General features: G+C 33.9%; 20 protein-coding genes. 3 read left to right on the top strand and 17 right to left on the bottom strand.

Features of this window, described 5'->3' with window-relative positions:
* Nucleotides 1-69 precede the first annotated feature (69 nt).
* The 6 genes from IEV57_RS08160 to IEV57_RS08135 are packed head-to-tail and all read right to left on the bottom strand — an operon-like array spanning nucleotide 70 to nucleotide 14,657.
* The gene (locus tag IEV57_RS08160) at nucleotides 70-1,419 is read right to left on the bottom strand and encodes an ATP-binding protein (RefSeq protein WP_188441516.1); all 1,350 of its coding nucleotides are present in this window, start codon (nucleotides 1,417-1,419) and stop codon (nucleotides 70-72) included.
* The gene (locus tag IEV57_RS08155) at nucleotides 1,410-6,932 is read right to left on the bottom strand and encodes a contractile injection system tape measure protein (protein ID WP_188441513.1); all 5,523 of its coding nucleotides are present in this window, start codon (nucleotides 6,930-6,932) and stop codon (nucleotides 1,410-1,412) included. The genes IEV57_RS08160 and IEV57_RS08155 overlap by 10 nt, the downstream gene beginning before the upstream one ends.
* The gene (locus tag IEV57_RS08150) at nucleotides 6,925-9,711 is read right to left on the bottom strand and encodes a baseplate wedge protein (RefSeq protein ID WP_188441511.1); all 2,787 of its coding nucleotides are present in this window, start codon (nucleotides 9,709-9,711) and stop codon (nucleotides 6,925-6,927) included. The genes IEV57_RS08155 and IEV57_RS08150 overlap by 8 nt, the downstream gene beginning before the upstream one ends.
* A 29-nt stretch (nucleotides 9,712-9,740) precedes the next feature.
* Nucleotides 9,741-10,478 (bottom strand): adhesin, encoded by a 738-nt coding sequence (locus IEV57_RS08145; RefSeq protein ID WP_188441509.1) that lies wholly within the window; start codon nucleotides 10,476-10,478, stop codon nucleotides 9,741-9,743.
* A 2-nt stretch (nucleotides 10,479-10,480) separates the two neighbouring features.
* Complete coding sequence (locus tag IEV57_RS08140) at nucleotides 10,481-14,200, bottom strand: baseplate J/gp47 family protein (RefSeq protein WP_188441507.1); 3,720 nt, start codon at nucleotides 14,198-14,200, stop codon at nucleotides 10,481-10,483.
* A gap of 40 nt (nucleotides 14,201-14,240) precedes the next feature.
* Nucleotides 14,241-14,657, bottom strand: coding sequence for a GPW/gp25 family protein (locus tag IEV57_RS08135; protein WP_188441504.1), 417 nt, complete (start codon nucleotides 14,655-14,657; stop codon nucleotides 14,241-14,243).
* A gap of 130 nt (nucleotides 14,658-14,787) precedes the next feature.
* On the opposite strand from IEV57_RS08135, the gene IEV57_RS19460 reads away from it, so the two are divergent.
* Complete coding sequence (locus IEV57_RS19460; RefSeq protein ID WP_262891042.1) at nucleotides 14,788-14,916, top strand: hypothetical protein; 129 nt, start codon at nucleotides 14,788-14,790, stop codon at nucleotides 14,914-14,916.
* Between the two features lie 61 nt (nucleotides 14,917-14,977).
* Here the strand turns inward: IEV57_RS19460 and IEV57_RS08130 are convergent, their stop codons facing one another.
* The 8 genes from IEV57_RS08130 to IEV57_RS08095 all read right to left on the bottom strand — a co-directional run bounded on the left by IEV57_RS08130 (nucleotide 14,978) and on the right by IEV57_RS08095 (nucleotide 21,763).
* Nucleotides 14,978-16,777, bottom strand: coding sequence for a phage baseplate assembly protein V (locus IEV57_RS08130; protein WP_188441502.1), 1,800 nt, complete (start codon nucleotides 16,775-16,777; stop codon nucleotides 14,978-14,980).
* Nucleotides 16,778-16,783: 6 nt separating this feature from the next.
* Nucleotides 16,784-17,497, bottom strand: coding sequence for a CIS tube protein (locus tag IEV57_RS08125; RefSeq protein WP_188441500.1), 714 nt, complete (start codon nucleotides 17,495-17,497; stop codon nucleotides 16,784-16,786).
* Nucleotides 17,497-17,691, bottom strand: coding sequence for a DUF5908 family protein (locus IEV57_RS08120; RefSeq protein ID WP_188441498.1), 195 nt, complete (start codon nucleotides 17,689-17,691; stop codon nucleotides 17,497-17,499). The genes IEV57_RS08125 and IEV57_RS08120 overlap by 1 nt, the downstream gene beginning before the upstream one ends.
* A 5-nt stretch (nucleotides 17,692-17,696) precedes the next feature.
* Nucleotides 17,697-18,167 (bottom strand): phage tail protein, encoded by a 471-nt coding sequence (locus IEV57_RS08115; protein WP_188441496.1) that lies wholly within the window; start codon nucleotides 18,165-18,167, stop codon nucleotides 17,697-17,699.
* A gap of 96 nt (nucleotides 18,168-18,263) precedes the next feature.
* The gene (locus IEV57_RS08110) at nucleotides 18,264-18,734 is read right to left on the bottom strand and encodes a phage tail protein (protein WP_188441494.1); all 471 of its coding nucleotides are present in this window, start codon (nucleotides 18,732-18,734) and stop codon (nucleotides 18,264-18,266) included.
* Nucleotides 18,735-18,761: 27 nt separating this feature from the next.
* On the bottom strand, nucleotides 18,762-20,267 hold the full coding sequence (locus tag IEV57_RS08105; RefSeq protein WP_188441492.1) for a phage tail sheath family protein: 1,506 nt from the start codon (nucleotides 20,265-20,267) through the stop codon (nucleotides 18,762-18,764).
* A 9-nt stretch (nucleotides 20,268-20,276) separates the two neighbouring features.
* Nucleotides 20,277-21,119 (bottom strand): hypothetical protein, encoded by an 843-nt coding sequence (locus tag IEV57_RS08100; protein WP_188441489.1) that lies wholly within the window; start codon nucleotides 21,117-21,119, stop codon nucleotides 20,277-20,279.
* Between the two features lie 11 nt (nucleotides 21,120-21,130).
* Entirely contained in the window at nucleotides 21,131-21,763 is a 633-nt protein-coding gene (locus tag IEV57_RS08095) for a Pvc16 family protein (protein WP_188441487.1), read from the bottom strand.
* A gap of 576 nt (nucleotides 21,764-22,339) precedes the next feature.
* Here IEV57_RS08095 and IEV57_RS08090 point away from each other — a divergent pair.
* Together IEV57_RS08090 and IEV57_RS08085 are read left to right on the top strand one after the other, a co-directional pair.
* On the top strand, nucleotides 22,340-22,594 hold the full coding sequence (locus IEV57_RS08090) for a helix-turn-helix domain-containing protein (protein ID WP_188441485.1): 255 nt from the start codon (nucleotides 22,340-22,342) through the stop codon (nucleotides 22,592-22,594).
* Between the two features lie 4 nt (nucleotides 22,595-22,598).
* A complete protein-coding gene (locus tag IEV57_RS08085) occupies nucleotides 22,599-22,898 on the top strand; it encodes a hypothetical protein (RefSeq protein WP_188441482.1) in 300 nt (99 codons plus the stop codon).
* A gap of 449 nt (nucleotides 22,899-23,347) precedes the next feature.
* On the opposite strand, the gene IEV57_RS08080 is transcribed toward IEV57_RS08085, so the two are convergent.
* The 3 genes from IEV57_RS08080 to IEV57_RS08070 all read right to left on the bottom strand — a co-directional run bounded on the left by IEV57_RS08080 (nucleotide 23,348) and on the right by IEV57_RS08070 (nucleotide 26,080).
* Nucleotides 23,348-24,199 carry a nucleotidyl transferase AbiEii/AbiGii toxin family protein gene (locus IEV57_RS08080; protein ID WP_188441627.1) on the bottom strand — a complete coding sequence of 284 codons (852 nt, stop codon included), beginning with the start codon at nucleotides 24,197-24,199 and terminating at the stop codon, nucleotides 23,348-23,350.
* Nucleotides 24,183-25,160, bottom strand: a complete 978-nt coding sequence (locus tag IEV57_RS08075) for a type IV toxin-antitoxin system AbiEi family antitoxin (protein WP_188441480.1) — start codon at nucleotides 25,158-25,160, stop codon at nucleotides 24,183-24,185. The genes IEV57_RS08080 and IEV57_RS08075 overlap by 17 nt, the downstream gene beginning before the upstream one ends.
* Before the next feature lie 548 nt (nucleotides 25,161-25,708).
* Nucleotides 25,709-26,080 (bottom strand): DUF4280 domain-containing protein, encoded by a 372-nt coding sequence (locus IEV57_RS08070; RefSeq protein WP_229744269.1) that lies wholly within the window; start codon nucleotides 26,078-26,080, stop codon nucleotides 25,709-25,711.
* Nucleotides 26,081-26,245: the final 165 nt, after the last annotated feature.

Below are 26,245 nucleotides of genomic sequence, written 5' to 3'. Positions count from 1 at the left end.
ATTGAAATTTTTAAATCTCAGCTTGAAATTCAAACTCAGCTCCGTATCATTTTCTATTAATCAAGTAATTTATTTTACTGATTTTCCTTCTTTAGCCATTTCCCGAAGTAGTCCAGCCTCCAAATCAATTTTCAAAACTTCGTTCCTCAAATGCTTTTTGGCTATTAACCATGCAAATTGCGTAGCATTGTTAATTGCAGCACCTGAGACTTCATACTTTTCAGCTAATGTATGTACATCTAAATCTTTGGCAAAAGTGATGCTTTTCAATGCGTTATTCCACATTTTGACTCGATCTTCATAACTAGGCAAACTAAAATACATAACGGATTGAAACCTTCTTAAAAAAGCACGATCTATGTTAGGTTTTAAATTGGAGGCTAAAATAACCAAACCATCAAACTCCTCAAGTCTCTGCAACAAATAAGAAGTCCCTTGATTTGCATATTTATCTTTTGAATCATTAATTTCTGTACGCTTGGAAAATAGAGAATCCGCCTCATCAAAAAAAAGAATCCAATGCTGATTTTCAGCTCTATCAAATAAGTTAGATAAATTTTTCTCAGTTTCGCCAATGTATTTAGAAACTATCCTAGATAAGTCTACTCTATAAACAGGACAAGCACTCTGACTACCTAAAACTGCAGCCGTCAATGATTTTCCAGTTCCAGGTGGCCCATAAAACAAAGCCTTATAGCCCTTTTTAAAACTTTTAGATAACAGTGAATTGGATTTAATTTCCTCACGGTGTTGCATCCATGTTAAAATATTTGCCAATTCATCCTTTAAGTGACTCGATAAGATTAATTCATCGATTTCTATTGGAGAATTTAATTCTTTTGCAGGAAAGTCGGCAGAAAATCTAGGTTTAACTGCCACTCCAGAGACCAGGTGATAGAAAAAATCCTCGTTGATCGTAAGTGGATTTGACCAAAAAGAATGGAAAGCATGTTGTTCCTGCATCAGCAAATATTGATTCTTCACCAAAAAGTGACTGTTGGAAAATATATTAAACAAATCAACCCGTCTCATGATATCCTTGCCATGAAGTACAAAATGAACCGTTTCTAAAGTCGGTTTAAATCCTGTTCCTGATTTTGATTCTAATCCACCAAATTCTGAGAATTGTCTCCCAATGGATTTATTCTGAATAAAAAAGCAGTCAAAAATCTGTGGATAAAGTAAAGGCGCCAAACTCATGAGTAGAACGATACGCTCAGTTCTACCCAGCTGATTCTCTAATAAAAATCTATAAAAAGGAGAATCATTACCTTCTAGTTCAGGAGGTTCAGGTAGGTCCAGACTTACAGACGAATCATCAAAGTAAGTCCGCATTCTCCAATCAATAACAGCTTTCAACCATTTGAGATCTTCTACTATAGGTTGAACAAATAACTCATTAATTTCTTTTATTGCCATTGAACTGTTAGTCTCTTCTTCATCCAACTTAAATTAATCATAGAAATATTCCAAGGTAGTGTATCCAATAGAACATCATAAGCTTTTTTCTCAACGATCAACTCCCACCTGTTGTCCTTTTCAAAAAGCCTACCTTCTCTGTTTAAAAAAGTCTCTCTAAAAGTTTCAAGCTTGGTTCCTCTAATCTTTTCCCAGTTATAGATTGTCCCCTTGATCAGTTTCTCACAGAGTTCCTCTTCTTCTATGGAGAGTTCTAAGGTAGGAGATACCGGAAAATCAGGCTTTACACCACATAAAATTTTATTTAAAGTAAGATTCCATTCCTCAGACTCCACCTTTCCAGTTGCTATATATTGAAGAAGCTGTATGGCTTTCTCTTCCATAATTTCTCCACTAAATTCTCCATTTTGAACCATTCCAAGCGCAGAAAAGAATCTACCATAAAAGGGCCAGCATAAAATTAATCCCGCATTCGCAATCGTTACCCCTTCCCCGTAGTCTACTTCTTCAATATCCAATTTTTCTTCCACTTTTAACATCACAGTTTCTTCCTCGAGATCATCTAAAATACTTTTGATCTTCTGGCTAGCATTCATCAACAAAGCGAATAATTCAGATTTGGCTTCATTAGGGTTAAAAACTTTTGCAACTAAAACGGGATCTACCTCTTTAATCCAATTTTCTACGACAGGAATTAGAATCTCTACAGGATGCTTTATATGTAGATTCAAAGTCTTCCAAATATCTGTGATGTAAATTAACCTATCAAGCTTTTGAGTAATGCGCAGCTTCGCAAAAAGATTCTTATTGAGTCTATTTCTAATATTTCTATTCAAAAAATCTAAATCGACAGGAAGCTTTGGATGAATGAGTTTAAAATACCAATCTTCATCCAAATGACTCAATAACTTAATGATATTTTTCCTCCCAAAATTTGATTGCAATGCACTAAAAATCAACAATCTGTACCTTTTTAATGATTTGCCTTTTGTAGTTGAAAGCGCTTTTCCTAAATCTTTCAAGCTAATCTGATCAAAAGGAAGTACACCATCACTTAGGAAGCGTTCGAGAATTTCATCTAATTCCAGCTTTTTTTGGTTTTCAAAAGTTACAGTACGCAAACTTTTAAATAAATTTGGAGCATTAGTTTCAAATATGTCTAACTCCTCATGTTTTAATTTTAAGATTTCTTGATAAGTCTTCTTCCCTTGGGGCAGGGATAAAAATTCATTAAAAAAAGACCATACCTTCTTTTCAAAATTTATTGTGTTAGAATAAAAGTTCTTTTGAAAGAGATTTAAAAACGCAACAGCACCTGTTTGACTTTGCTTATTAAAATACTGCTCAAGCCAAATAGACAGCACTTTTTGTCCTTTTATTTGTCGCAAATAAGGGTCAGGTCCTTTGACAAAATAACCAAAGATTTCACTTTCAGATTTGATAGAAAATAAATCCATCCAAAAATCCTCATGAAAATCGTAAGACCAAAGCTTATTAAGAGGTATAGACCTTATTTCTTCAATTATTTCTGGGGTGATTTTTCGGAGACTTTCCTGTTCCTCAAAAAACCTAAGTCCTTTGCTGATTAGCAGATGAATATAATATTCAGAAAAGTCTTTTGAGTTACCCAGCAACAAACGTTCATTTTTATTTTCCAAATGCCAAATTTGAAACCATTTGTTTGCTAGTGTTCCTCGCTTCGTTTCAAGACTGATGAAAGGAATTCCAGCGATCAATGAAGGCTCATTTGCTAACCTAGAGAAAAAAGTAGTCAATTGATTTTCGCTCTTCATTAATTTATTCATAAACGTATAAACAAACTGTGCTTTAAAAGCATGACTTTGAGAAACAAGATAAAGTTTATTAAAGAAATAAATTTGAAGAATATTCTGAAAATAAACTTTGTCTTTGAACCTCACCGCAAAAGCTTCCCATGCTGCCAAAATCGGTTGGTGACTTTTTAAAATGAATTCTTGTGCAATCGCTTTTTTGAAAAAATTTTGGTAGTGGCTTATACCAAACGAATTTGGAAAATAGATAAAATCTAAATTAACAGGAGAAAATAGATCACCAACTCTTCTCCCCTTAGATGTAAGCATAGAATCAAACTCAGGCTTAAACCAGTGTTGCTTTTTCAATTCAGCAAGAAACAAGACTTCTTCTGAGGGTGTAAATCCAATACCTTCAAAGAAATCCAACCAATTCATTCGAAGTGTAAATTGTTCTCTACTGATAATCCTTTGATCCAATAAAAAAACAAGAATACTTGAAATCGTCTCAATAGGAGACAAATAAGCATTTTTCTTATCCGTGATTCTAACAATTAGCTCAGCAAATACAAGATGCTGCTTTTGCGGATCTGATACTTTAAAATACTTCAGAATTGAATGAATTTGTTTTATAGGTAAAAAAACATTCACTTGTTGATATGCTTCAACAAGCACTATTTTCAATGCTTGTGTATTTAAAAATTGAAGGAAATGATGCAGGAGTGGATTAGAATCGGTTTTTTTTAGTACGCTCACCAAGGCCAACTTGTTTTCAATCACCAACCTATTGATATACCGTATATAATCCTTAATCTCATTGCCTTCAAATATATGAGCACTTGGAAAAACAGATTTATTGATCAAACTTTCAAAAACAGGAATAGCATGCTCTATTTCTTTCACATTCGGATTAAAAGCAGCAAAGTAGGAAAGATAACCCTGCTGATTCAAGATTTTCAACTCCTTGCTGCTTTGCGGCATCACGTCACCCTTTTTATGATCTGAAAAATTTTCAAATAAATCAGTATCCTTCCAAAATTGATCAGAAAAAAGCCTATCAGTAGCAGCCTTATCCAATACTAGAACCCACAAATCTTGATAGTCTAATTCCTTGGTTCCAAGAATGCTAGTCCATAAAATCTTTTCTAAAAAAAGCCTTAAAGCCTCACCCTTTAGCGTTATCCATTGAAGAGTTGCTAATTTCTTTAAAATCTCTTCTAATAATTGAAACTGAAGCTTTTGATGATGAGCGTCTAAAAAATAGAGTAAGTCTCTTTTCAACCATTTGGGAGCTTGAATTAAGATATAATCTCTCAATTCTACATTGAATTGATTTTTTTTAAGAGTCAATAGAAATTCTATTGCATATTTTGAGAGGAGCAGCTGAAATAGACTTTGTTCATTGAATTTATAAGCATCAGGAAAAAAGCTATAAATCTCATTCTTTCCAATCAAATGAAAAAAGCGAGCGATTACTAAATTAGGCTGCTTATAGCTTAAAGGATCAGCCATTTTCGTTGTACGAAAAGGCTTAAGCTCTCCTGCATTTCTCCATTGATTCGCTTTACCATCAACTTGTATAATCCTGTTAGACGTGCTTTTTATAGACAAATCAGCAATTTTTAAGAACTCCAGCGTCCATTCCTGCAAGCTAGCTAAAGTATATTTTCTTTGAGGAGCAAGTAGAATTTGATAAAATAACCAATTGAAAACCTTGTTCTGCTGGTGTACCAAACCATGACTTTGAGTAGTTTGACCTAACCATTGGATATATTCCTCCATAAAGGAAGTCAATTTGGGATTTATCAAGTTTACTGATTTTAAAAAAGTAAGCTTATCTCCTTTAAAGTCAACTGGCAAATGTTGAAAAATCTCAAGCAATATTTTCTTTGGAATCAAATGCTTTTGAGCTTGTAAGGAAGAGACCAATTCATTAATTTTTGACTTCCTATTTCGATAAGCTCCCTTGAGTTTATATTGCCTCTTTAATTTATTATAAGAACTTTCTGTGAGGTCAAGACTAGAATTTTGACCTTGTGCAATCAAGAGTGGGATGAGCAATCCCTCTTTTTGGACATTAAATTTAGCAGCAAATATTTCCCAAAGTTCAATCAAGTTACTGGTTTCGCCGAGCCTACTGCCTTGAACATTTATCCTCAGCCAATCAACGACTTTTGAATCGCTCCTTTTAAATTTCATTTTGTACAATTCCAAAAATAAGTTGAAGACAACATCCTTATTTTTGAAATCATTTCCAACGATACCTGAATAGATCTGAGGTGAAAAAGGAGATAGAATTAAACTTGACGCTCTATCTTTTAAAATATCAATATGATAGAGTCCCATCAACACTTGATGAAAGTTATTCAACTTGTATTTATTCCCTCCTGTATCAATTGCTTTTAAAGTATAAAAAAGCAATCTATTGTATTGAATACCATACTTCTTCGCGGTTTGCTTAAATAAAAAGCGCAAATAATTGGAATCAGAAATAGCATTGATCTTCTTATTCAAGAAAAGTTCAAAAGTGATCTCATTAATAGACTTTCTTACTTGAATAAAAGTCTGGTTAATAGGTTTATATTCTTCTTGAACTTTTTCAAATACAGCAAGTACCCATTGTAATAACTTTCTTTTCTCTGGAGCAACTAACAAAAATAATTTACCAAGAAGTTCTTGAGAAACAGATTCTAAAAACCTTTTCTTGATGGAATGATTTTTTCCATGGGTACGTAAAAAATCAACAATATTTTCTAAGTTATCTTTTAATAAATACGCGAAAAGTGTGTTGAAATTTTGAAATTTATAAGCTGACGCCCTTCTTTCAGGAATTGAATATCCATTTTCAAGATAAAAATAAAATTTAAGCAATAGACTTCCTCTCAAATTCTCCTGCTTGTAAGTTGATCGATGACGAGCTGAATTGTTTTCAAGTAGATTTTCCTTTTGAAATAAAATACCTGAGTTACTAGGAAACCAACTCTTATGATTACTCAAGTATTCATTCCCAAGTACATTATTGTCAATGCTTCTACTTAATACAAAGAATAAACTTTTAGAATCCTTCAATTCATATGGATAAAAAATAAAATCAAGCAATATTTTCTTAAAAAGAATGCCTATTTGATGGGTACTGAGATGCTTAAATCTTCTTTTCAAAAAGAATTGAATAGAGCGCATTTCACTTTTTACGGGCAATTGATTTGTACCCCGAGTCGCAAAAAAGACCTCTAAAAGAAAGTCTTCTTTTATATTTTCAATAAATCTTTTTCTTAAAAGTGGCTGCCTTTGCAACTGTTTTAATACCTTTAAAAGCCTCTTTGGGTTTTTTTGTAGGGCTTGTTGAAAAAAAACATTGCTATTAACTGATTTGGTATTGACCCACCAAGGCATCACAGCCTGATACAAAAAATACTGTATCAAGATAAATGGCAATTCCTCCTTTGAAAACTGAAGACCTGAATTAGATTTTAGGAATTTCTGAAGAGCAATGATAAATGCTTTCTTAAATTTATCGAGCAGGTTCGTTGAAAAATCGTCTAAACTAAGCGTACCTAAATCTATTTCTAATTTATTGATGAGTAGATCCTGTTCACTTATTTTAAATACTGCAAGTTGTTGATCTATAAATTCACTGAGTTGATCCACTACAGCATCAGGAATTTGACTCACTAGAATATCAAAATCTGATCTTTGGTCAATTCCTAATTCAAACACCAATTTATCTATCAAGCTGTCAGTCATTCCCTGAAGTAAAATTGATTGACTTAAATTCTTGCAAGAGTTGAATCAGTTGAAGTGCTAATCCATCAATTTTTTTTAGGTCTTGCTGATCCTGATTCTTCAAAAATAACCACTGATGGTAGCGCTCTTCAAACTGTTCGATTTCTATCATATTCAAAAAGTATATTTTCACTCCTTGATGGGCCATGACATGTTCAGCAACTAATTTCTCCAAATACTTTTTAAAATCATTTTTTTGAAAACGTGCTGGCCAATTTGGGAAAATAAAACTTAATGTGTCAGAAAATGGAAAATTCTGAGGGAATCCATGCCCCGCCCCACCCATATGATTCACTTCCATAAAGTTTTCTGGCAGAAGCGCCTGAACATTCAGGGCATTGAAAAAATTCATTGCATTGTCAATTGCTCTTTTTGCTCCAGGTTTAGAATTAAAAGTTCCTTTGATTTTGGCAAAAGGTTCATGCTTATAATTATAAATAAGAACCGCATAAGTATTTGTATTTTCCTGCTCAACAATACTGTAATTATCAATATCTATTCCGTAGCTTAAAAGGTCTTCTCCCAATGATTTTTGCTCTTCCATTTCACCAGGATATAAACCTTCTATAAATTCTTCTCCCTCAAAATTTAAAAAAGAGAAAATAAAAGAAACAGGTTCTAGCGGGCGCAGAAGGATATGCTCAAGCATATGAAAACCCTCAGATTGCTCATCCAAATCGTTTAATTTATCAATTATCTTTGCCTTGGCAATGATGCAATCTTCTGAAATTGAGGATTCATATAAGATAAATGGAGTATTCATACCACTTTGTTGCATCATGAGGTAATGCATGTCTTCATTTGGTGAATAGCGGGTATAAATCTTTTTTTTGTTTGAGGTAATTTGAAATATTTCTTGTAAAAATCTCAAACCCTTCCCGTAGAAATGAACCATCCTATTCTGATAAGCTTCTTGGGGTAATTTATAAACTTGAAATTCCCCTTCTTCAAACGATAGACTTTGAAGCATCCATTTCAATTCCTTGTCTTTTGGTTCTGATTTTTTTGTAAAAAGTGTTTTTAAAGGAGCAGATAAATACCTTCTTTGATAATTTTTAATGTTGAGTGCTATGGCTATTCTTTTCTCAAGACCAGAAATATTTTCAGCATCCCATACCTGTTCTCCTTTAAGATCAAAAGCTTTGGATTTATTCCTACCTATCTCAATGATTTCATTTAAATAGCTCATCTTTGTTTGGATAATCGGCAAATTGAAGTGCTCTTGTCCATCAAGAGTAGCCGATTTATAAATTTTCTTCAAACTTGTTTCATCAATTTTTTCTCCAAACCTCGCTAGTAAATGATCTAGCAGTCTGTTTCTCCTCTCCACAAAATCATCGCTTATTTGTGAACATTGGTGGAGAACATTTAAAAAATCAGAGGTGTCAGGAAGAATATTTTGAATGAGTGGGATTTCAAGAGGTATCTGATTATAATAGCTTTCTTTCAGGTCACGCGTAGAGAACAAAAACCTAAGTCCAGAAAGTTGAGCAAGGTATGAAGCCATCATTTGTTCAAAGAAATATAAATAAGCAGATACCTGATAGGTAGAAGATTGTAGCACTTTACCTGAGTTTTTTGAAACTCCAAATTTCCCTACGCCATACAATTCAGGCAATTCATTATGAATTGGATAATGCTTACGGAGCTCTTCTAATGAAAATCGCCCTTCAGGAAGCTTTTCCTCATACCTCAGTTCTTGGTGGTAATATTGATTAACAGATACCCCTTCAGAGGTAATCAGTTGCTTGGTAATGATGGGGTCAATGTCATATTTAACGTTATTCTTGAGAAGATGAATAAAACTTTGAAAAGTATCAGTTAGTTCATCTAAGTATTGGATTTTTGGAAATTCATCCTTTGAGAAACGGACAAAGTTATCAAAAACAGGTATTCCATTTTTAAGAAGAACAAGCTGATTTATCTCCTTTACCCCTTCAACTTCCAAAATCAACTCTTTAATTCTAGAAATGTAAATGGCTTCAATTTTAGGAGTCAACTCGTGATCGAATATAAAACCAAACATAGGTAAAGGTCCATTGAGGACTTGCTCAGCTCCATAACCAGCTTCTTTCCAAAGTTTAATTGGATCATGAAGTTCTACTTGAGGGTTGATATAGCTGTCCAAAGCTGTATAGATCTTAGCCATGACCAATTCTCCTAAGGCATCCGATTCAATACTGATTTCTGCCTCAATGCTCAAATAAACTTTTTTAAGAATCCATACTTGTTCCAAGTCATGACCAATCAATCTATTTTGATGAAACAAATCAGTAACCTCATTTTTTAAATATTGAAGTTCTAAATCAGTCAAGTCTTCACTGCATTCAATAAAAATCTCAAATAATCCTTTCAAACCCATTCTATGATCTTTGATTGGTATCACCCAAGCATTTGCAACAAGTTTGATCCTATCAATAATAAGTTTTCTGTAATCATTGATTGTTGACGGAGAAGAATTAAAAACTTCTGCAGGACCAAATAATAAATTTTCTTTTACATTATTGAAATCATCCTTACCAAACAAAAAGAGATCTGCAATAGGAAAGTCAGTCCTGTATCCTAAGTCAGTCAATGCATAGCATAAATACTCTAAAAAAGTGACGCCCGGGTCATGGTAATTGTAATCCGTCCAAATTTTACCCGAGAATTTTTGCGCATGTTTTAGCCCCTCTTCAAATAAGAGGTCATATCTTAAAATAGTTTTATCGGTATGTTCTGAAGGAATAAAATTTGACACGGATATAAAGGAGTTAAGAAATTAAAGAGTTAAAAAGGGAGCAAGTCACTCGCATTGAAACGAATTGGGTAAGGTTCCCCTGTTTTGGGATCTAATCCATAATGCCTTGCTGTTTTGACTTGCAGTGCATAGTCGTATAAATCCCCAGTCCATCGAAACTTAAGCCTATTGAAAAAACTCCCATAATAAGCGCCTGTTTTGTTAATTGCGCCATTGGATGCTTTACCACCAAATGTATTTACTGCAATTACATGAGCCAATGCGTACCGTCCACTGCCTTGTGCTCCATCAATCCGAAACATCAATTCGAAAGCACAGGGTTCTTTGATTTTATCAATGACATCATACCACTTTCCATCACCTGGAACTTGACCACTATAAAGAGATCCAATTCTACCTTTAGAAGTAACTATTCCATTTACCTCTAACTTGGTTTTAGGATTATCCACACCCACGCCCACCTGGCCACCACTTTTTAGGACCAATAAAGGTACTTCCCCTTCCTGTTGAAAGCTCAAACCATTTACTTTCTCCTTATCTAAATTGATGCTCCATTCTGGCTTTATTTGTTTGAAATTTTTATAGAAAGAAATCAACTTGTTAGAGTTACCTATTGGTGTAATTCTAAACCCATTCTCTCCTTCTCGAGATATTCCATCATCAACAATATTGACGGTAGATTCTATCAAATCAGCAAAGTGCCTTTCAGAAGGAGCAGTTCCTTTTTTAAAATAATTCAATAAAGATTGTCTATTTAATAATGTCATAGCTAAATATTAAAGTTAAAATGATAAATCTCTTCATCCTCAACTTCTTCAAGTTTTACAGAGGGCTCAATAGTAGAATCAATATTTCCAGAAGTGATAATCAGATTTTCACCAAGTACTAAATCTTCAAAATCAAAAGGTTCCGGAGTCATGTATTTTTCTTCCTCTATCAATTCAATTCTTTTCAATGGATAAGGAACCAAAATTGACCAAGGTTTACCGATATCTACTTTCTCCATACCATCTTCTATCAAGGCACCATCTACAAAAGAGAACTCTCCATTTTCATTTTGGTACATATGTACCAGAGAGAAACTGGTAAAAAACTTCACATAAGATCTATTTGTTATCAAATTTAGAATTTGGGATCGCTTGGCATCTCTGTAGGTAAATACCAAGGACAAATCTTGGTAAAACCAGGGGCAAGTTTTTTCCAACAACTCTTGATAGAGCTTCTTAAATAATAGGCCTGTATCTAATGAATTAAATTTTATTTTACCCTTGATCAATAAGTACTCGTATTGTGGATTGATAACCTTGAATGTAGCAAATGGATTCACTATTTTCCCAAGATAAGTTTCTAAGTCTTTGATTTGGCCAGGATTCATTTTTGGGAGGTAAAAGCGCTGTTTTTCTTCTATTTTCGGAACTCCAACAACTACAATTGATCCAACATCCACAAAACCTTCAAAACCAAAATTGCCAAAGACTTTGACAAATCCAAGCCAATCAAATTCTTGAAGCAACATACTTTCAATATCCCATTTGGTAACTGCTCGAAACTTATGCTTAAGGCTATCACTCACTCTTTTATAAAAGGCCAATTTACTTTCTTCAGCTTTTCCTCCTTCAGAAGCAATAGGTTGAATTATTTCTAAAACCCCTTGGACTTGCGGTTCAAAAGATTGCACCTGAAAAGCTGGTAAAACAGGCTGATGAATTTTATCTTCCTCCAATATGGCTTTCGCGGAGAATGCATTCAAATAAATGCCTGAAATTAAACTTGCTATTTCCGAATTATCCTTCGTCCTACAGCAGATCCAATAACAATCCTTAGGCATCACCAAATTATCCAAACTAATATCCTTTGGACCCTTAAAAGAGATTATACCCGATCTAGTAAGACCATATGTTCCATCAAACAAAACATCCTCTATTTTAAATGGTTTCCAAATGTCGTGGGCTAAATAAAACCAATCAAGCTTGGGAGCTTCTCCATGAAACCAATTTTCATTTTTCCCTATTTTAAACAAAACACTTAATTCATCAGGGAATTTTTTAGCATTAAAACCAAGAAATAAAGCACCCTGAAGTTCGAAAAAAGGCAGTAAGCCCTTATCGAAAACTAAACCATTCTTGAGTAAAAACTTTTTGCCAAATGGATGAATCTGAATAAAATTTTCCTGTTTATCAGCAATGTTGACAAAGGATCTTGATCCCATAAAATTAATTTCCGATAAAGCACTATAATCAATAAAAAAATCCTTAGCCATCGGAGAGAAAGGTTCTTCAGGAGCCTCAAAAGAAAATCCAGATTTAGGCTTATCAATCTGCTTATTAGTAGATTGAGTTAAACTTTTATTATAGACATCCGCATAAACATCAAAACCAAATCCTATTGAAGGAGCTATTAGTTCTATTTTTAAAAACCCTGTCATTTGGTCTACTGAAAAATCAGCATCCCCTTCAAAAGAAAAATCATACTGGGGAATGATCTCTAATTTTGAAAGGTCGAAAAGCTCAATAAGCCTTTTATCAGAAACATTCCCATTATTTTCTTCAAACAAGTTTACTGAAATAGCATTCTTATGATCTTTTGGCATAAATCTATAGTCCGACAAAGCCTGAATTTTCATTTTGAAGCTTTCATTTTGTATTCCATAAGGATAACCCTTGAAGTAAGCCTTCATATCCCCTTCCAAAGGAAGGCCATGATGCGTCCATCCAATTTTCAAGGTTTCCAAATCTTTACTAAAAATCTCATCATTTCCAACAAGCAAATAGCTACCCACCTTCGGTGTAGGGCCAAATAAATCAAATGGTATTGATTGGTCTAGAGGCCCATAGCTACTGAAAAGATTTAAAGTCTTTAATTGCTGAACATCTACTAAAATCTTTATTTGTTCCAATTCTAAAAATTGTAAGAAAGAATAAGGATGAAATACACTTTGATTTTGAAGAAGGACTTTCAACACAGGCTGTTTGAGTGACAGATTATCCTGATGAACTTCTTCTACATATGGACTCATCGAAGGATAAGAAGGTCCCAAGGTAAATGAAAGTTGAAAACCATCTTGATTCCAATCTAGTGGTGGAATGACCTCATAATTTTTAATTTCAGTCCACCCAGTAGGACTTGAATAAGTAAGATTCAGTGATCCCAAGAAGATTTGATGAAATATCTCCTCGGGTAATTGATTCCGTGTTTTAGAGACAGACATCAGCATGGCTAAAAAATATTGGAAGCTTTCCTTCTCGAAGAGAAAATCAATTTTAACAGAGCGCGATCCTCCCTGAAGTCTTAATGTTGGTGAAGAAATGGAAAAACCAATTTCCACTTCCTTCATTGTTTTGGATTCATTACTTAAAAACCGCTGTTCTTCACCAAGTGCTAAAAATGGTTCAATAAGTTCATTTGGATTGATATTCTTAGAATAAATTCCATTGACAGTTTGGAAAGCAGAACCAGGGTCTATTAATTTATTTCTCGAAATGAAGAGCGTGAAAAGGTTATTCAGTGAGATGTTAGAAACTCTTAAGTTGTCTTCAAGTTCATATTTAATATCTTGTCCATCTTGATTTTGTCCAGCTAATACCTTAACGTCCTTCGGAATAAAAATTTCCTCAGCATCAGGATCCACTCTAGCATAGCAAAGTATGGTATCAGGCACTTGATCCAGTATTCTTTGTCCCAAGATTTCCTCGAAGTAATATGACATCAATCTATCCGGAACAGTATTGATCTCATCTTGAAGTTTTTTAAACAATTCAAAAAAAGTTAAAAGAAGACCAACATGAGGCTCATGATCATCTTTTTGTGACAAATTCACATGGATCAGCTGTTTCGACCTTTCAACTAAATTAACAATCGTTTTTAGAACAGGGCGATGTAAGAGAAGCAGCTGCTTCAAAACATAATTTAATTCTAAAATTTCTGCTCCCCATCCTGCTCCAGGCCTATTCAGAGCCTGATCTTGACCAGACCAAAGTTTATTTAACTGCAGGTCATCCACAGGAAGGATTAAAGGACTGCCAAGTTCTTGTAGCTCTTTAGAAAGCAATAAGACTTGAAAATATACTTGCTTACACCTGTAATTAATAGCGGCTACTAGTTCCGTTTCTAATGTGCTACTTTCCCTTTGCTTATTGTATTTTGATGCAAGCAGATACCAGTCATCAATAGTTTTAAGCATGAATTTTATTTGATCAAAAATACGAGTGATTAAAATTGCTTTTTCTTGATCATTTTCACTTTTCTCAAAATTAAGAAGCGTTTCTGTTTTTTCTCTTTCCGCAGATTTGATATCGAAGCTTTCAATTTCAGCAAGCAGAAAAAGTTCGTCTGAAATAAAAAACTTGCTCCAATCACCTTTGTGGTTAAGCTGATCATCAAAAAATTTAATTTCTTTTGAAAGTCTATTTATAAATTTCAAAAAATCACTTAAAGTCCGTTCATCGGGCAGAAAATAGCGCGTATCTAAAGGATTTGAGTTGACTTTCATGTTTATATCTCGAACAAAGTTTACTTGATGATTCAAATTATTATTCAGGTATGTTGGTACCTTCAAGGATGTAAAAAGGATAAACTATATTGTCACGTACATTTGACGCTTGTATTTCATATTCTACTTTAAAGTGAACTAAGCCTTCATTGATTCTATCATCATCAACATCCACATGATGTACCATTATTCTTGGTTCATAAATTCTGAGATCATTTTTCAGCCTTTCACAGAGGTAATTTAAGTTATCCGTCCCCGCCATATCATAAACATGATCTTGCAGGACAGTTCCATAATTTAATCGAAGAAGCCTTTCTCCCCTCTTTGTATTCAAATAGATCTCCAAACTTTGTTTGATATCCAAAGCATCGCTCACCATATTAACCTTTCCAAGCTCACTATTAAAAGTAACTGGAAATCCCCAACCTCTACCTAAAAAACTCTTTTCTTCTGCCATCTCTTCTTATTTTCATCATAACATTATTAGAAACCATTTTTATCGCTTAACCTCCAAAATGATCTTTACTTATTGATAATTCGTCTTTAAGCATATTCATTTTTAGGTCTTTTTGAGTGCTATTGAGTATATGAAAAATGAATTCATGGCCAAAATCAAGCATTGGACAGCATTCCCTGAAATAGATAAAGTCAAAGAAAAACCATTTATTCCCCTATTGTATGAAAAAATAAGGATTGTGGCTACATCCATCCCCTGAGTATTCATGAAACCAAAATGATTAAAAGAGAATAAACTAACTCCCTGTTTTTCCATATCCATCAGTTTACATTAATCATTGAACCTTTAATATTCACAACTCCTGAAGATTTGATATCAGCTCCAGAACTACCGCTCAATTCAACCTTGGCTTTGGCTTTAGCACTTAGATTTTTCCCTTCGATTTGAACATCCCCAGCAGAAGAAGAAACCGATACCCCTTTGTTGCCCTTTAATTCAATTTTACCCGAAGATGATAAAATAATATCCTTTTTTGAGGTGATACTAATGCCTTTACTTGAAGTCAGAATGATATTTCCATTTTGATCTTCAATTTCAACCCCCTTACTTTTATCAGAGACAAGAATAGAATTTTTACCGGGTGTTGATATCTTGTAAGCCTTATCCTTATCATCAAACTCCACCCTTATTCCTCCTTTAGTTAGAATTGATTTGATGTTATTTTCTTTAGTAAATGTTTCTTTAGCTTTATTAATTTTGCTGTAAAGTGAACCCAGAACAACAGGAAATCTTGGATCATCTCCTAAAAAACCTATGATAACCTCAGAATTAAGTTCTGGTATAAAAAAAGAGCCATAACTATTTCCGGCATACGCATGACCTAGCATGGCCCACAATCCTTCACCTGTGTTCTTTAAACTCGGAATCATCACCTTGATTCTGTTCTTTTTATCCGGATCACCATCAATTTTTTTAACTATTCCAACATGTAAACCAGAAATAGACTTTACAAGAAAAGGTGTAGGAGATTGAATTTGATTCATCCATTCATCTTTCAAACCAAAAGAAATTCGAGATAAAAACTCTCCATTTTCAATTCTATGCTCCACTCCTGTTACATAAACCAAACCATTAAAAAGCTTTCCAAATCCCTCAAACTTCATCAGATCACCTAAAGTTACATCCGTCATCCCCCTAAAACTTATTTCACCAACTATTCTTTTCAATCTTGCATTGATCAATACCGCATCAGCGATAGATTTTAATTCTTGTGATTGAATTGGGACTGGCACATGCCATTTCAAGCTAGTTGGAGCAGTTATTTTACCTAATTTTTTACCATCAATACTGCCAGGTTTATCTAATTGAGAAGGTTCGGAGGCATTTTGTTTAACTTCAGATTCATTAAAAACATCATAATTAACGGCTTCAAGTTGCTGAAATTGACTTGATCCATTCAATTCAGCATGGAAACTATAAGCATCCTTTCCATAAATCAATACAGCTTTCTCTGTCCCCGAAACCTTGGGCGTTGATATCATAACTTTATTGAGACCATTAAAAACAAGCATTCCATTTGCTTTAGCTCTATTCAATATAAATTCCCAATCTGTGCTTTCATATCGAGAAATAAAATCATGCTGTAATTTCGTAGCCTCTACATTTTTCAGCATGCCTCCACTTGAAAGGATAGTATTGATGATATCACTATCTTTTTTCTTTTCGTAGAGTTCTGATGACTTTTCAACTGTTAGCTTAATGGCCTTATCAGCAGCCTCTAAAACCACCAAACTTCGAGACGCATAGTTTAAGTATCCCTGCCCGATATCTAATTTGTGTTTAACTATAATTCCAGAAAAAACTTGAGTATTCTTTTCTGAATAACCTAAAGCGATTTCAATTTCTTTACCTGGTTCAAAGTCTACATTTTCACTTTCCAAAAATGCATTTTCGTAAGAGTTACCCCCTAAAATTGAAATTGAAGCCCTGGCTATTTTATTCACTTCAGATTTTACAAAAATCTTCATAACCACCAACTCTTTAGACAAAGGTTTACCTCCTATCTTTATTTCAAAAGAAATCGGTAATTGTAAAGAATCATTTGGTGATTTTCCAGACATATGGGGCTATTTTTCTAAAGGAGGAAACTCCAATTTAGATCCAATTTTTAATTTTCTAAAAGAAGGAAGGTTGTTGAAAGCAGCAACTTTTAAATAATACTTAGAATCATCGTAAAAAGATTCACACAAAGAACTGAGCACATCACCATCTTTAACCGTAATAATTCGGGTGATATCTGGACTTTGAAATTCCCTACTGATAACTTTTTCATCCACTTCTTCTATTAAACTCAAGTTGACAATTGCTCTAATAGGATCCCCCGCAGAATTGAATAGTGTATATTTTACACTAAAATCATTGATTTTTCCAATTAGGTGGAGAGTTCCCCATTCCAACTCCACGAAAGGGGGTCTATGAGAGGCTCTAGTAGGTTTAATTGTAACTTTTTTTAATAAATCAATTGAATCTTTAATTGATTTTCCCGCACTTTCCGAGGAAAGTCCATCAGGAGTATTGGGGATAGCACCAGAATTGTCAACCATAAATTCAAGGCTGATTTTTTGTCTGCTATAAACTTTATTTTTATCACTTACGGGCATTCCTGCTGCTGAGGCAGGTTCATCATCATCTTCAACTGTTTTATTAAGATCAAAACCTACATTAATTTGTTCAGGGTTCATTTGTAATGTATACAGGCCACCACTTAATGGTGAACTGGCTGTACCATTTCCGAATTTTTCGTAAGCTTTTAATTTTAGTCTTGATGCACCTTTACTCATTATAAATCATTCATACTTTTTAGTCTATGTAGCACCTCAGCTGTACAATCATCAATAATTTGCTTTCTTTGTGCATAAGTTAGTTTTTCAGCAGCCCCTTCTTTATTTTGTTTTAAAGGAGCTTGAGTTACATTTTGATCTTTTTGATCACTACAAATCGCACGAATAATTAATTCTTTAATATGAATTGCCATTCCTACTATTTTAAAATTTCCATACTTGAAAAAGCCATTTCAATAGATTCTATAGCAACAGTTGACTCTTTTGCATTAAAATCTCCCATAGACCATTTCACTGGAATCACATTATAGAAAGCCCAAACCATTCTTGGTTCTTTAGGGTTTTTATCGAGTAAGGAGATAATCATCTGCTTTGGACTGATTTGCGTCTTCTCAAACTGAATGCTCTTAAAGCACCATTTGATCAATTCAGAATTAATGGAACCTAAACCCCTTTTAAGCGTTATTCTACTTCTTTTTACTTTTTTTGGAAGATGATAAACCCAATCATTTAGTCCTCCTTCCATTTTTTCTTCTACTTCTAACTCCGCAGCAATTCCAGAAATTTCACTAAAGTAAGTATCTTCAAGTGGAGTATATTTGGTTGAGCCAAATGCTACGGCGAAGTTATAAGCTACAGGCGGATCTATGTATTTCGGCTTGTCTGCCATTTTATCAATTTATCTAATTTAAAAAAGGCCGTCTAAAATCTTTGCTAGTTAGAATACCAACGAAGATATATAGACAGCCTTTAGAATTGTAGCTCTTTAAGCTGCCTCAATTCTTAAACCTTCATGTGCAAATATGATTGTTTCAATAGCTGCTTCGCTGCTTTGAGAGTTCATATCAGTTGGGGTTATCTGCTTAGGAAACGCATTGGTAAGTGTCCAAACCATTTTAGGTTCACCTTGCTCATCTAACAATCGGATGACAACAGTCAACCTCTCGTAAGTATTTAAGCTGATTTTAGAAATCCAATCGTAAAACTTATTATCAGTTGTGAATACGCCTTTTTTAAGCGTAATATCTCCATATTTCATTAAGCCAGGCATCTTGATTGTAGAATGCACAGGACTATTCCCATGTCTATACTCAATAACCTCTGTGTCTATATCTAGCCCTGAAACTTCTTGAAAAGGCAAATCGGTCTGATCCCCGATATCCACTGAGAAATAAAATTTAGGTAAAGGCCAAAACTGATCCTGTTCTCCACCTGTTCCTGCGGTTGGTGCTGCCATAATTATTAATTTTTAGTTGATAATTGATTATGATTTTTGTTGTTGTTGTTCAAAAGAAATGACAATAAATTCAGCCGGTCTTGCAATCGCTACCTTAATGGTCATTTTCAATATTCCATCTAGAATATCATTTGGTGTCATTGTAGTTCCAAGCCCAATCTCTACTGAAAAAGAATCTTCCGGACTTTGTCCAGCAAGAATACCTGATTGCCATTGATTCAGTAGGAAATTTGTTACTGTCGCTTTTAAAGTAGACCAAGTTGTAGAATTATTCGGTTCAAATACATACCCTTCAGCAGCTGCTTTAATGCTTTGCTCAAGGAACGTCATTGTTCTTCTTACAGAAATGTATCTCCAATCTTGACTATTTCCATCCAATGTTCTCGCTCCCCATACCAATACACCTTTTCCCTGAAAAGAACGGATAGCATTGATTGCTTTGCCATTCAATGGAAGGTTTAATTCTTCTTGGGTAGTATTGGTAATTTGGACACTAGGACTGATCACTGAGCCTAAAGATAGATTTGCTGGCGCTTTAGCTACATTGATAGAGCTATCAACCATCGCATAAATACCAGCCATTCCTGAACTAGCAGGCATCAAATTCAGCTTTTCAATAATTTCGCTTAATACTGCATTTAGCTTTGGACTTACAACTTTTAGCGTTGCTTGAATTGAGCTTATTTCCTCTTTACTAGAAGCATTTTCGATTTTCGCCAATTCATCTTTAATCGCATTTGCTCGTGCTTCATTGATCTTTCCATTCTCCAAGTCATCATTCACATCTTTTGAAAGAATTTCAATCAAATCTGTTCGATTGTTGATATTAGTAAAATTGACTTCTGAGGAAGAAACGATAGTTGTTTGAACAAAAGGATAATAGGCTGCTCCCCATTGTAAGAAATTTGAACCCACTCCTTCTCTAAACTGATTGATAACATCTTTATCATCATAAGATCTTTCTTTGTTCCCATCAAAAACATCCAGAATTGCAAACCTGTTTTTAGTTGCGAAACCGCAATGAAGAAGCATAGCCTGTTGAAGCGAATAGCATTCATCTTTACTAAGGAGAATTGCCTCAGGAATGACTAGAAGGGTAGGCTCATTATACTTCAATAGTTGAGGAAGCCCAGAACCGGTCGCCTCATCATTAAAGTCTTTCGCTTGAATACCAGCTTCATAATTCCCAACAGAAAGGATATAACAGTTTCCTCCCCCATTTGAGTAAAAGAATTTAACTGCACTATGCAAAAGGAAACGGGTAGATGGATCTACCTCTAATTTGTAACCTGTTACACTAGTATCATCTGCACTGATTTCGAATTTGACTTTAGGTGCTCCACCAAAGTATTGTTCAAATTCAGCAAAAGAAGAAATTCTAGTAGGTACATTTTTTAGGGATTTAGATCCCTTCGCTGCTTTTTGGGTATATCCCAAAAAAACAGGAATAGCCGTAGCTACTGGTACTACTGAAGAGGCAAAGGCGCTTTTTTCTTCGATATACACGCCCGGGGTTGCTAATACAGTTGCCATAGATTTAATTTAAAGTTTAACATAGTTTTCTGATATATAAGTATTGTGATGCTCATCAAACTTAATTGATTGAGGTCTTGGATTCGGAAGGCTCTTTTTATAGGTTCCTAGTTGATTTGATCTTTCTAAAACAAAATATCCATTCCAAAAAGACTTCATAGGCACCAATTCTTTAGAAATAAATTTATATGCAAGGAAGCCTGATGTAGTTTCTACAACCTCTAAGTTTTCAAAAGACACCTTTCCTTTAAATTCTCCTTCATTTTTAATTTGCAATCCATCAAACTGTTCCAAATTACCCAGAGAGGAATAGCAAATGAATACTATCTTAACCAATCTAGTTTTCATAAGAACCACTTTATTTCTAATTTGATAATCAGAAACACCATCTTTTAGACGTGGTAAAATAGCAAACTCGTTGGTGTGTTTTAATCTTAGAATTCCCGCAAGACCGGGCTTATCAAGACTGTTATCGCTCACTTGTAGGTTTTCACTAAAATGAATAAATGTCTCAAAATCATCATTCAAAAAGTATTTGACTTCTGGATTGATATTTAGGGATGTAAATGAGAAGAAATAAGGGCTTTTAAATCTAAATTCAAAATCAAGATCAAAGGAATCACCAAAAACAGCATTGTTATAACTATTTTCTTTATTCGCGGCAAGGGAGAACCCGCCTACGAAAGGTTTGAATATAAGCTTATAGTTCTTAATTAAAAGTCTAGATGAGAAATTTGGCTCAATAATCAAGTCTGTACATATCTGATCGGGATAGAACTCATGTCTAAATGCACAAGAGAAAATCTCTTCATATTGACTTTTGTAACGATATGTATTGGGATTTATATCCATTTGATTTTATCCTAATTAGTATCATTTTGAGATGTGATATCTTTCAAACTGATTGCTGCTCGGGCTGCATCCTCTAAAGACTTTTTATTTATTATATTTTTTTTAGACTGACCAATAATTGAGGGAACCTCTTCTCTAATGAGATTATTGGTAAAGCTTAACAATTTCATTTTATAAATCAGAGAGGGCATATATTTTAATCCTATCATTCCCCAAATATTACTTAGCTCTTTTGAATCTAGATTTACATATTCAAAGGCAATTTTCTCCACATTATTTGACAGCAATGGCAAATTACTCCTATCGAATACCCTACTCCCTTGAAAAAACTCCAAAACGATTGATACAAAACGAAGTGACTCCAAATAGTTGGGGTCAGGGAAGTTGGCAATAAACATCAAATAAATATTAAAATGCATAGGTGGGTTCATTCCAGCATTAGCCTGATACGCCCCATTTTTGATCAGCTTTTCTTCCTCCAAATGCTGTAAAAAAACACAAAGTTTATTATCTATTTGCGTATTTAAGCTTCCTTTCATGTCAACAGGATTTGTCAAGATCACCATGTCATCTTGAAGGTTAAGCTCGTTTCTAATGTATTCATTCAACGAAGCAATTACTGCTGGCACAACTTTATGGATCATTCCTTTCTTATCATTTTAAAGATTTAAGAACAAAAAGTAGCCACCTTCCTATATAAATATTCAATAACAAAATTACTAGGCCAACCAAAACATAAGGTAACACAAACATCTCTGAAATTGTTGAAGAATTATCAGTCAACCATAGAAATATGAAAAAGACTGGTAAACATAAAACTGCCAGAAGTAAATACATCACGAAGGATAAAACTTCTTGAAATATCATTTTGCCCATTGTCAAATATATCAATATTTATTGTTGGGAAAAGGATACAGGATTGAGTTTGAGGCACTTTTCCTGTGTTTTGAAATTAATTGTAAATAAAGCGTCCTTGTTGTAAACTCAACAAAAAAATTCTACTGATCAAAACCTCATTTGCTTTAATTTATTAAATCATAAATTGATCTAAATTAAAAATCACCCAAAACCAATTTAAAAGTTAATAATTCAAAAGTATCACTTTTATTTATCGAATAGGTCTCCTTCTGTCCCTTAAATTTTTCAACAACTTGTCGGAAAGTGGTGAATTAATATGTAATCAACAAAGTAAATTGTTCTTCCAAATTCATAAATACAGGATGACAAAAATTGAATTGATCACAAAGGAAGATTTGGAAATGTTAAGACATCAAATCTTGGAAGACTTAAAAGTATTTTTCATTCCAAAAAAGAAAGTTGTCAAAGAATGGATGAAAAGTGGTGAAGTGAGAAAAATGCTCAATGTATCTGCAAGTTCACTTCAAAACATGAGAATCAATGGTCTTTTAAAGCCCAAGAAAATTGGAGGAACTTACTATTATCGCACAGCAGAAGTTCAGGCCTTATTTGATTGATATTATGAAAGAAGAACAAATTATTCATACCCATCAAAAGATTTCACAAATAGTCAATTCTTTAATAAACGACAATACTTTCCAAACATCCCATATTAGTATCGGGTTGGCGCTGATTCATGAATTCCTTTTAAATGGAGGAAGTGAATTTTTCAGAATTTCACGTAGAAAAATCATGAAGCATTCACAGGTAAAGTCCCTTGGCACCTATCACAGGTGCATGAAAGAATTGGTCAAAAAAAACTTAATCACCTATAACCCTTCATACCATCCTAAACTTGGTAGTGAAGTCAGTTTTGTTTAAAATACATGCATTTACAAATCATAACCTTTTTTCCTGCTTCTCCAACTTACCTTTCAACTTCATCACATATCCTTATTAATCTTTTTGTCCAGTATTTTGGCATAATATTGAGTCTCCTAGAGTGAACTATGACCTAAAAGTTTTGAGACAGTTTCCATAGCCTTAGCATTTGTCAAAGTAATGGTGATTTCAAAAGTATGCTTTATTCTGTAATCCAATCGGCAGGTCTTTTATTTAGAAAAAGGACTTACCTAAGCATTCCATTTCATTATTGATTTTCTTCAAATTTTAGTTAATTGAAGGTATAAAACGCAAAAGATCACATTTATAAAATGTAAGATTTTAACTTTAACTCTGATAAAAAATAATCAAAAAACGTTTATTTAAACCATTTGAGGTCCATTTTATGATCCTCTTTGTTGAATGCTAATCTTCAATTTATCGTTAAATTAAATCCTCTCTTTGATCCCATTAAAAAACGAATACATTAGAGATAGTGTGTATTCTATTGGTTCATTTAATTTAACTGCCCAATCTTTAGCAATAATAGATTCAAAACCTTTTGACAAGTTTTCTTCCAGAAGCCCATAAACCTTCTCTTTTACTTGATCTGATTTTCTTAATATGATTGCTGCTTCTCTTCCTAACACTCTTGAAGCAATCAAGCGTTGACTTTTTTCTCCATCACTCTTCAAGTCTTCAAGCAAATCAAAGTGATCATCCAAAATATGATTCCACATCAACATATAATATTTTGGTATGATTAAAAGAATGTCACCGAGATCATTTTCTCTCTCCTCAGGCCTATCCGACCATGCAATCAATTTCAATATAATTATTCCATGTAGAGCAGGTATGTTTATCATTATCTCTTCAACATAAACTTGCATTGGTTCAGACATCACTTCTTTTAATCCGAGTACATGAAGATCTGTTTGACGTTGATCAAAATTAGCAGTATAATTTTCTTCAATTTCACCAAAAGGCATAACATCAATTACGATATCGAACTCTGGGTGGCGAAATGTCCAAGGCGCAGTCACTTTTATAAACCCTTTCTTTTCTAAATCTTTTATGAAGTCTTCATATTCAGATTTAGAACTAATCATGATAGCAAAATCAATATCCTTTGTACCTCGAGCAGGTTTTATCCCATCTTTAAGAAGCTCCAATGCAATTGCTGTGGCTCCTATTAGATAATAGGGAATTCCTCTTGCTTTGAATGTTTCATCCAGCAAATCAAATACTTCTTTAAAGTAAGGAATACCCAATTCTTTGTAACTCTTAGAGATATCTGTCATCAATCAATTTGGCTATTTCAAGACTTCTTTTATCTCCATTGATGATTAAATCTGCATAGACCAGTAATGGCGGAGCACATCCTTCTTTTTCATTCCCTAACTTCCAGAAGGTTTCAAAAACTTCAACTTCACCTGTTGGATCTGGCATTAGTCGTGTCCCCTTAATAAAATCATTTGTTTTTAAATCTGTGAATAAAATAAATTTTTCAGGCCTTAGATAATTCGTCAATAAATCCGCTCCAGATTCTCCTCCCCATCTGGTTTTTTCTGTAGGCAGATCAACTTTCTTCCAGTCTTTATCCCTGGGTAGCCTATACCTTCCTTGGTACAATGTATTTTTCAGAGTTGTCCTATAGCCATTGATCCACTGTATAATTGCCTTTTCTTTATTGACCCACTGATAACTGAATTTATTTTTATTAACCAATAAACCGGCTGTCTTTAGCCCCTTGAGGACTAAAGGGATATTTCCCAAAGCTACTCCAGCTTGATCCGCAAGTTCTCGCTGATTAATATTAAGGTTATGATCATCAATCAACAATTTGAAAAACACTTTTAATCCTGTCTTAGTAAAAGCCCTGTTAGTCTCGACTTCCGCACCCTTGAGTGTTGGAAACTTATCTATCAAAATGAAATGATCCTTGGTTTGAATAAATGCATTTCCATTGGCCTCTAAATAGTTAATACGCATCTCCCTAAGTAAATCCCTGTATTTGGGATAAATCCGGTAGGCAACCAAAAGAAAATCGGGATACTTATCATTTAATTCCTTAAGGCTTCTAAAGATATGCTCTCTTACTTCCTGCTTCACTTCCACATTGAACTTCAGATGTCCCTGAGGAATTTCTAAATCTATGTACGCGTCCATTTCTTTATTTTCTTGGCATTCCCAATGACCACTACCTTGAAGAAGCGGAATGAACGTATGCATTGCATGATCTAAAATTTCTTTTTCTTTCATGTTCACAAATATAGCATGTTCACGAGACGTGAACAAATAAAATTAATGAACAAATATAAGTATTCAACAACTACATATTAGTATCGGGATGGCGCTGATTTTTGAATTCCTTTTAAATGAAGCATTCACAGGTAAATTCCCTTGGTACCTATCACAAATGCATGAAAGAATTGATCAAAAACTTGATCACCTATAACCCTTCATACCATCCTAAACTTGGTAGTGAAGTCAGTTTTGTTTAAAATAAATACATTACCAAAATCTATTTGAAAGCCCGACTTTATAATTTTATAAATACCGTTATTTATTCAGACTTATTTAGCCTAACCCTTATCTTCATCATTTCTAAAGTGATTGTATTTCACATTTTGGTATAAAATAGAGTTTCTTTACAAGAGCTAGGACCCAACTCAAAAGTTTTGAAATAGTCCCCATTGAGATTTTATTTCCTATTGAAATTTTTCTCAAAAAATTTACTTATTGTCAAAAAGCGCTCAACACTTTGATTACTTAAGAAGGATTACTTACCTTTTCAACGGTGTATAAACTTATTTTGCCTCAACGTTAGTAAGTCCTGGTTTCGCAACAGAAATCGATCCTGCCCAAACACACATTGTTTTACTAGTTTCCAACAAAGCAGGTAAACCCCCAATTTTAAGTTTTTTAGCAACTGGGCTCCAAGGCATTACAGGAACAGGTATACAGGAAGAAGGTACAAATACAGGCACTGGTCCAGCCATTTTCCAATTCATAGGATTAGCTGGTGACTTACACTGACCAAAAGCAGGAATATTTAAAAAAGGAACAAAATCCATTTGCGTGGCTATAGGATTAGTTTTAGCGTTCATTGTTCTACCTATGGGAAGAACTACCATGTCTTTAGGTCCTGCACCAAAGGAACATTCTAATTTAGCACTCATGCAAACACATTTTGGCATAGTCGGATATAAGTTTAATTAAATAAAGATGTTTATCTTAAAAATCGCATCGTAGTTTTTTAACAAAAGTAAGCGCTCAGCTTTTGAATTCCAAACATTTAGCTAAAGGGATCTAAATGCGTTATTTCCTCTATTTCAAAAATATAA

The sequence above is a fragment of the Belliella aquatica genome (genome assembly GCF_014637795.1).
Classification (GTDB): domain Bacteria; phylum Bacteroidota; class Bacteroidia; order Cytophagales; family Cyclobacteriaceae; genus Belliella; species Belliella aquatica.
This window is presented reverse-complemented; position numbering and strand designations above follow the sequence as displayed.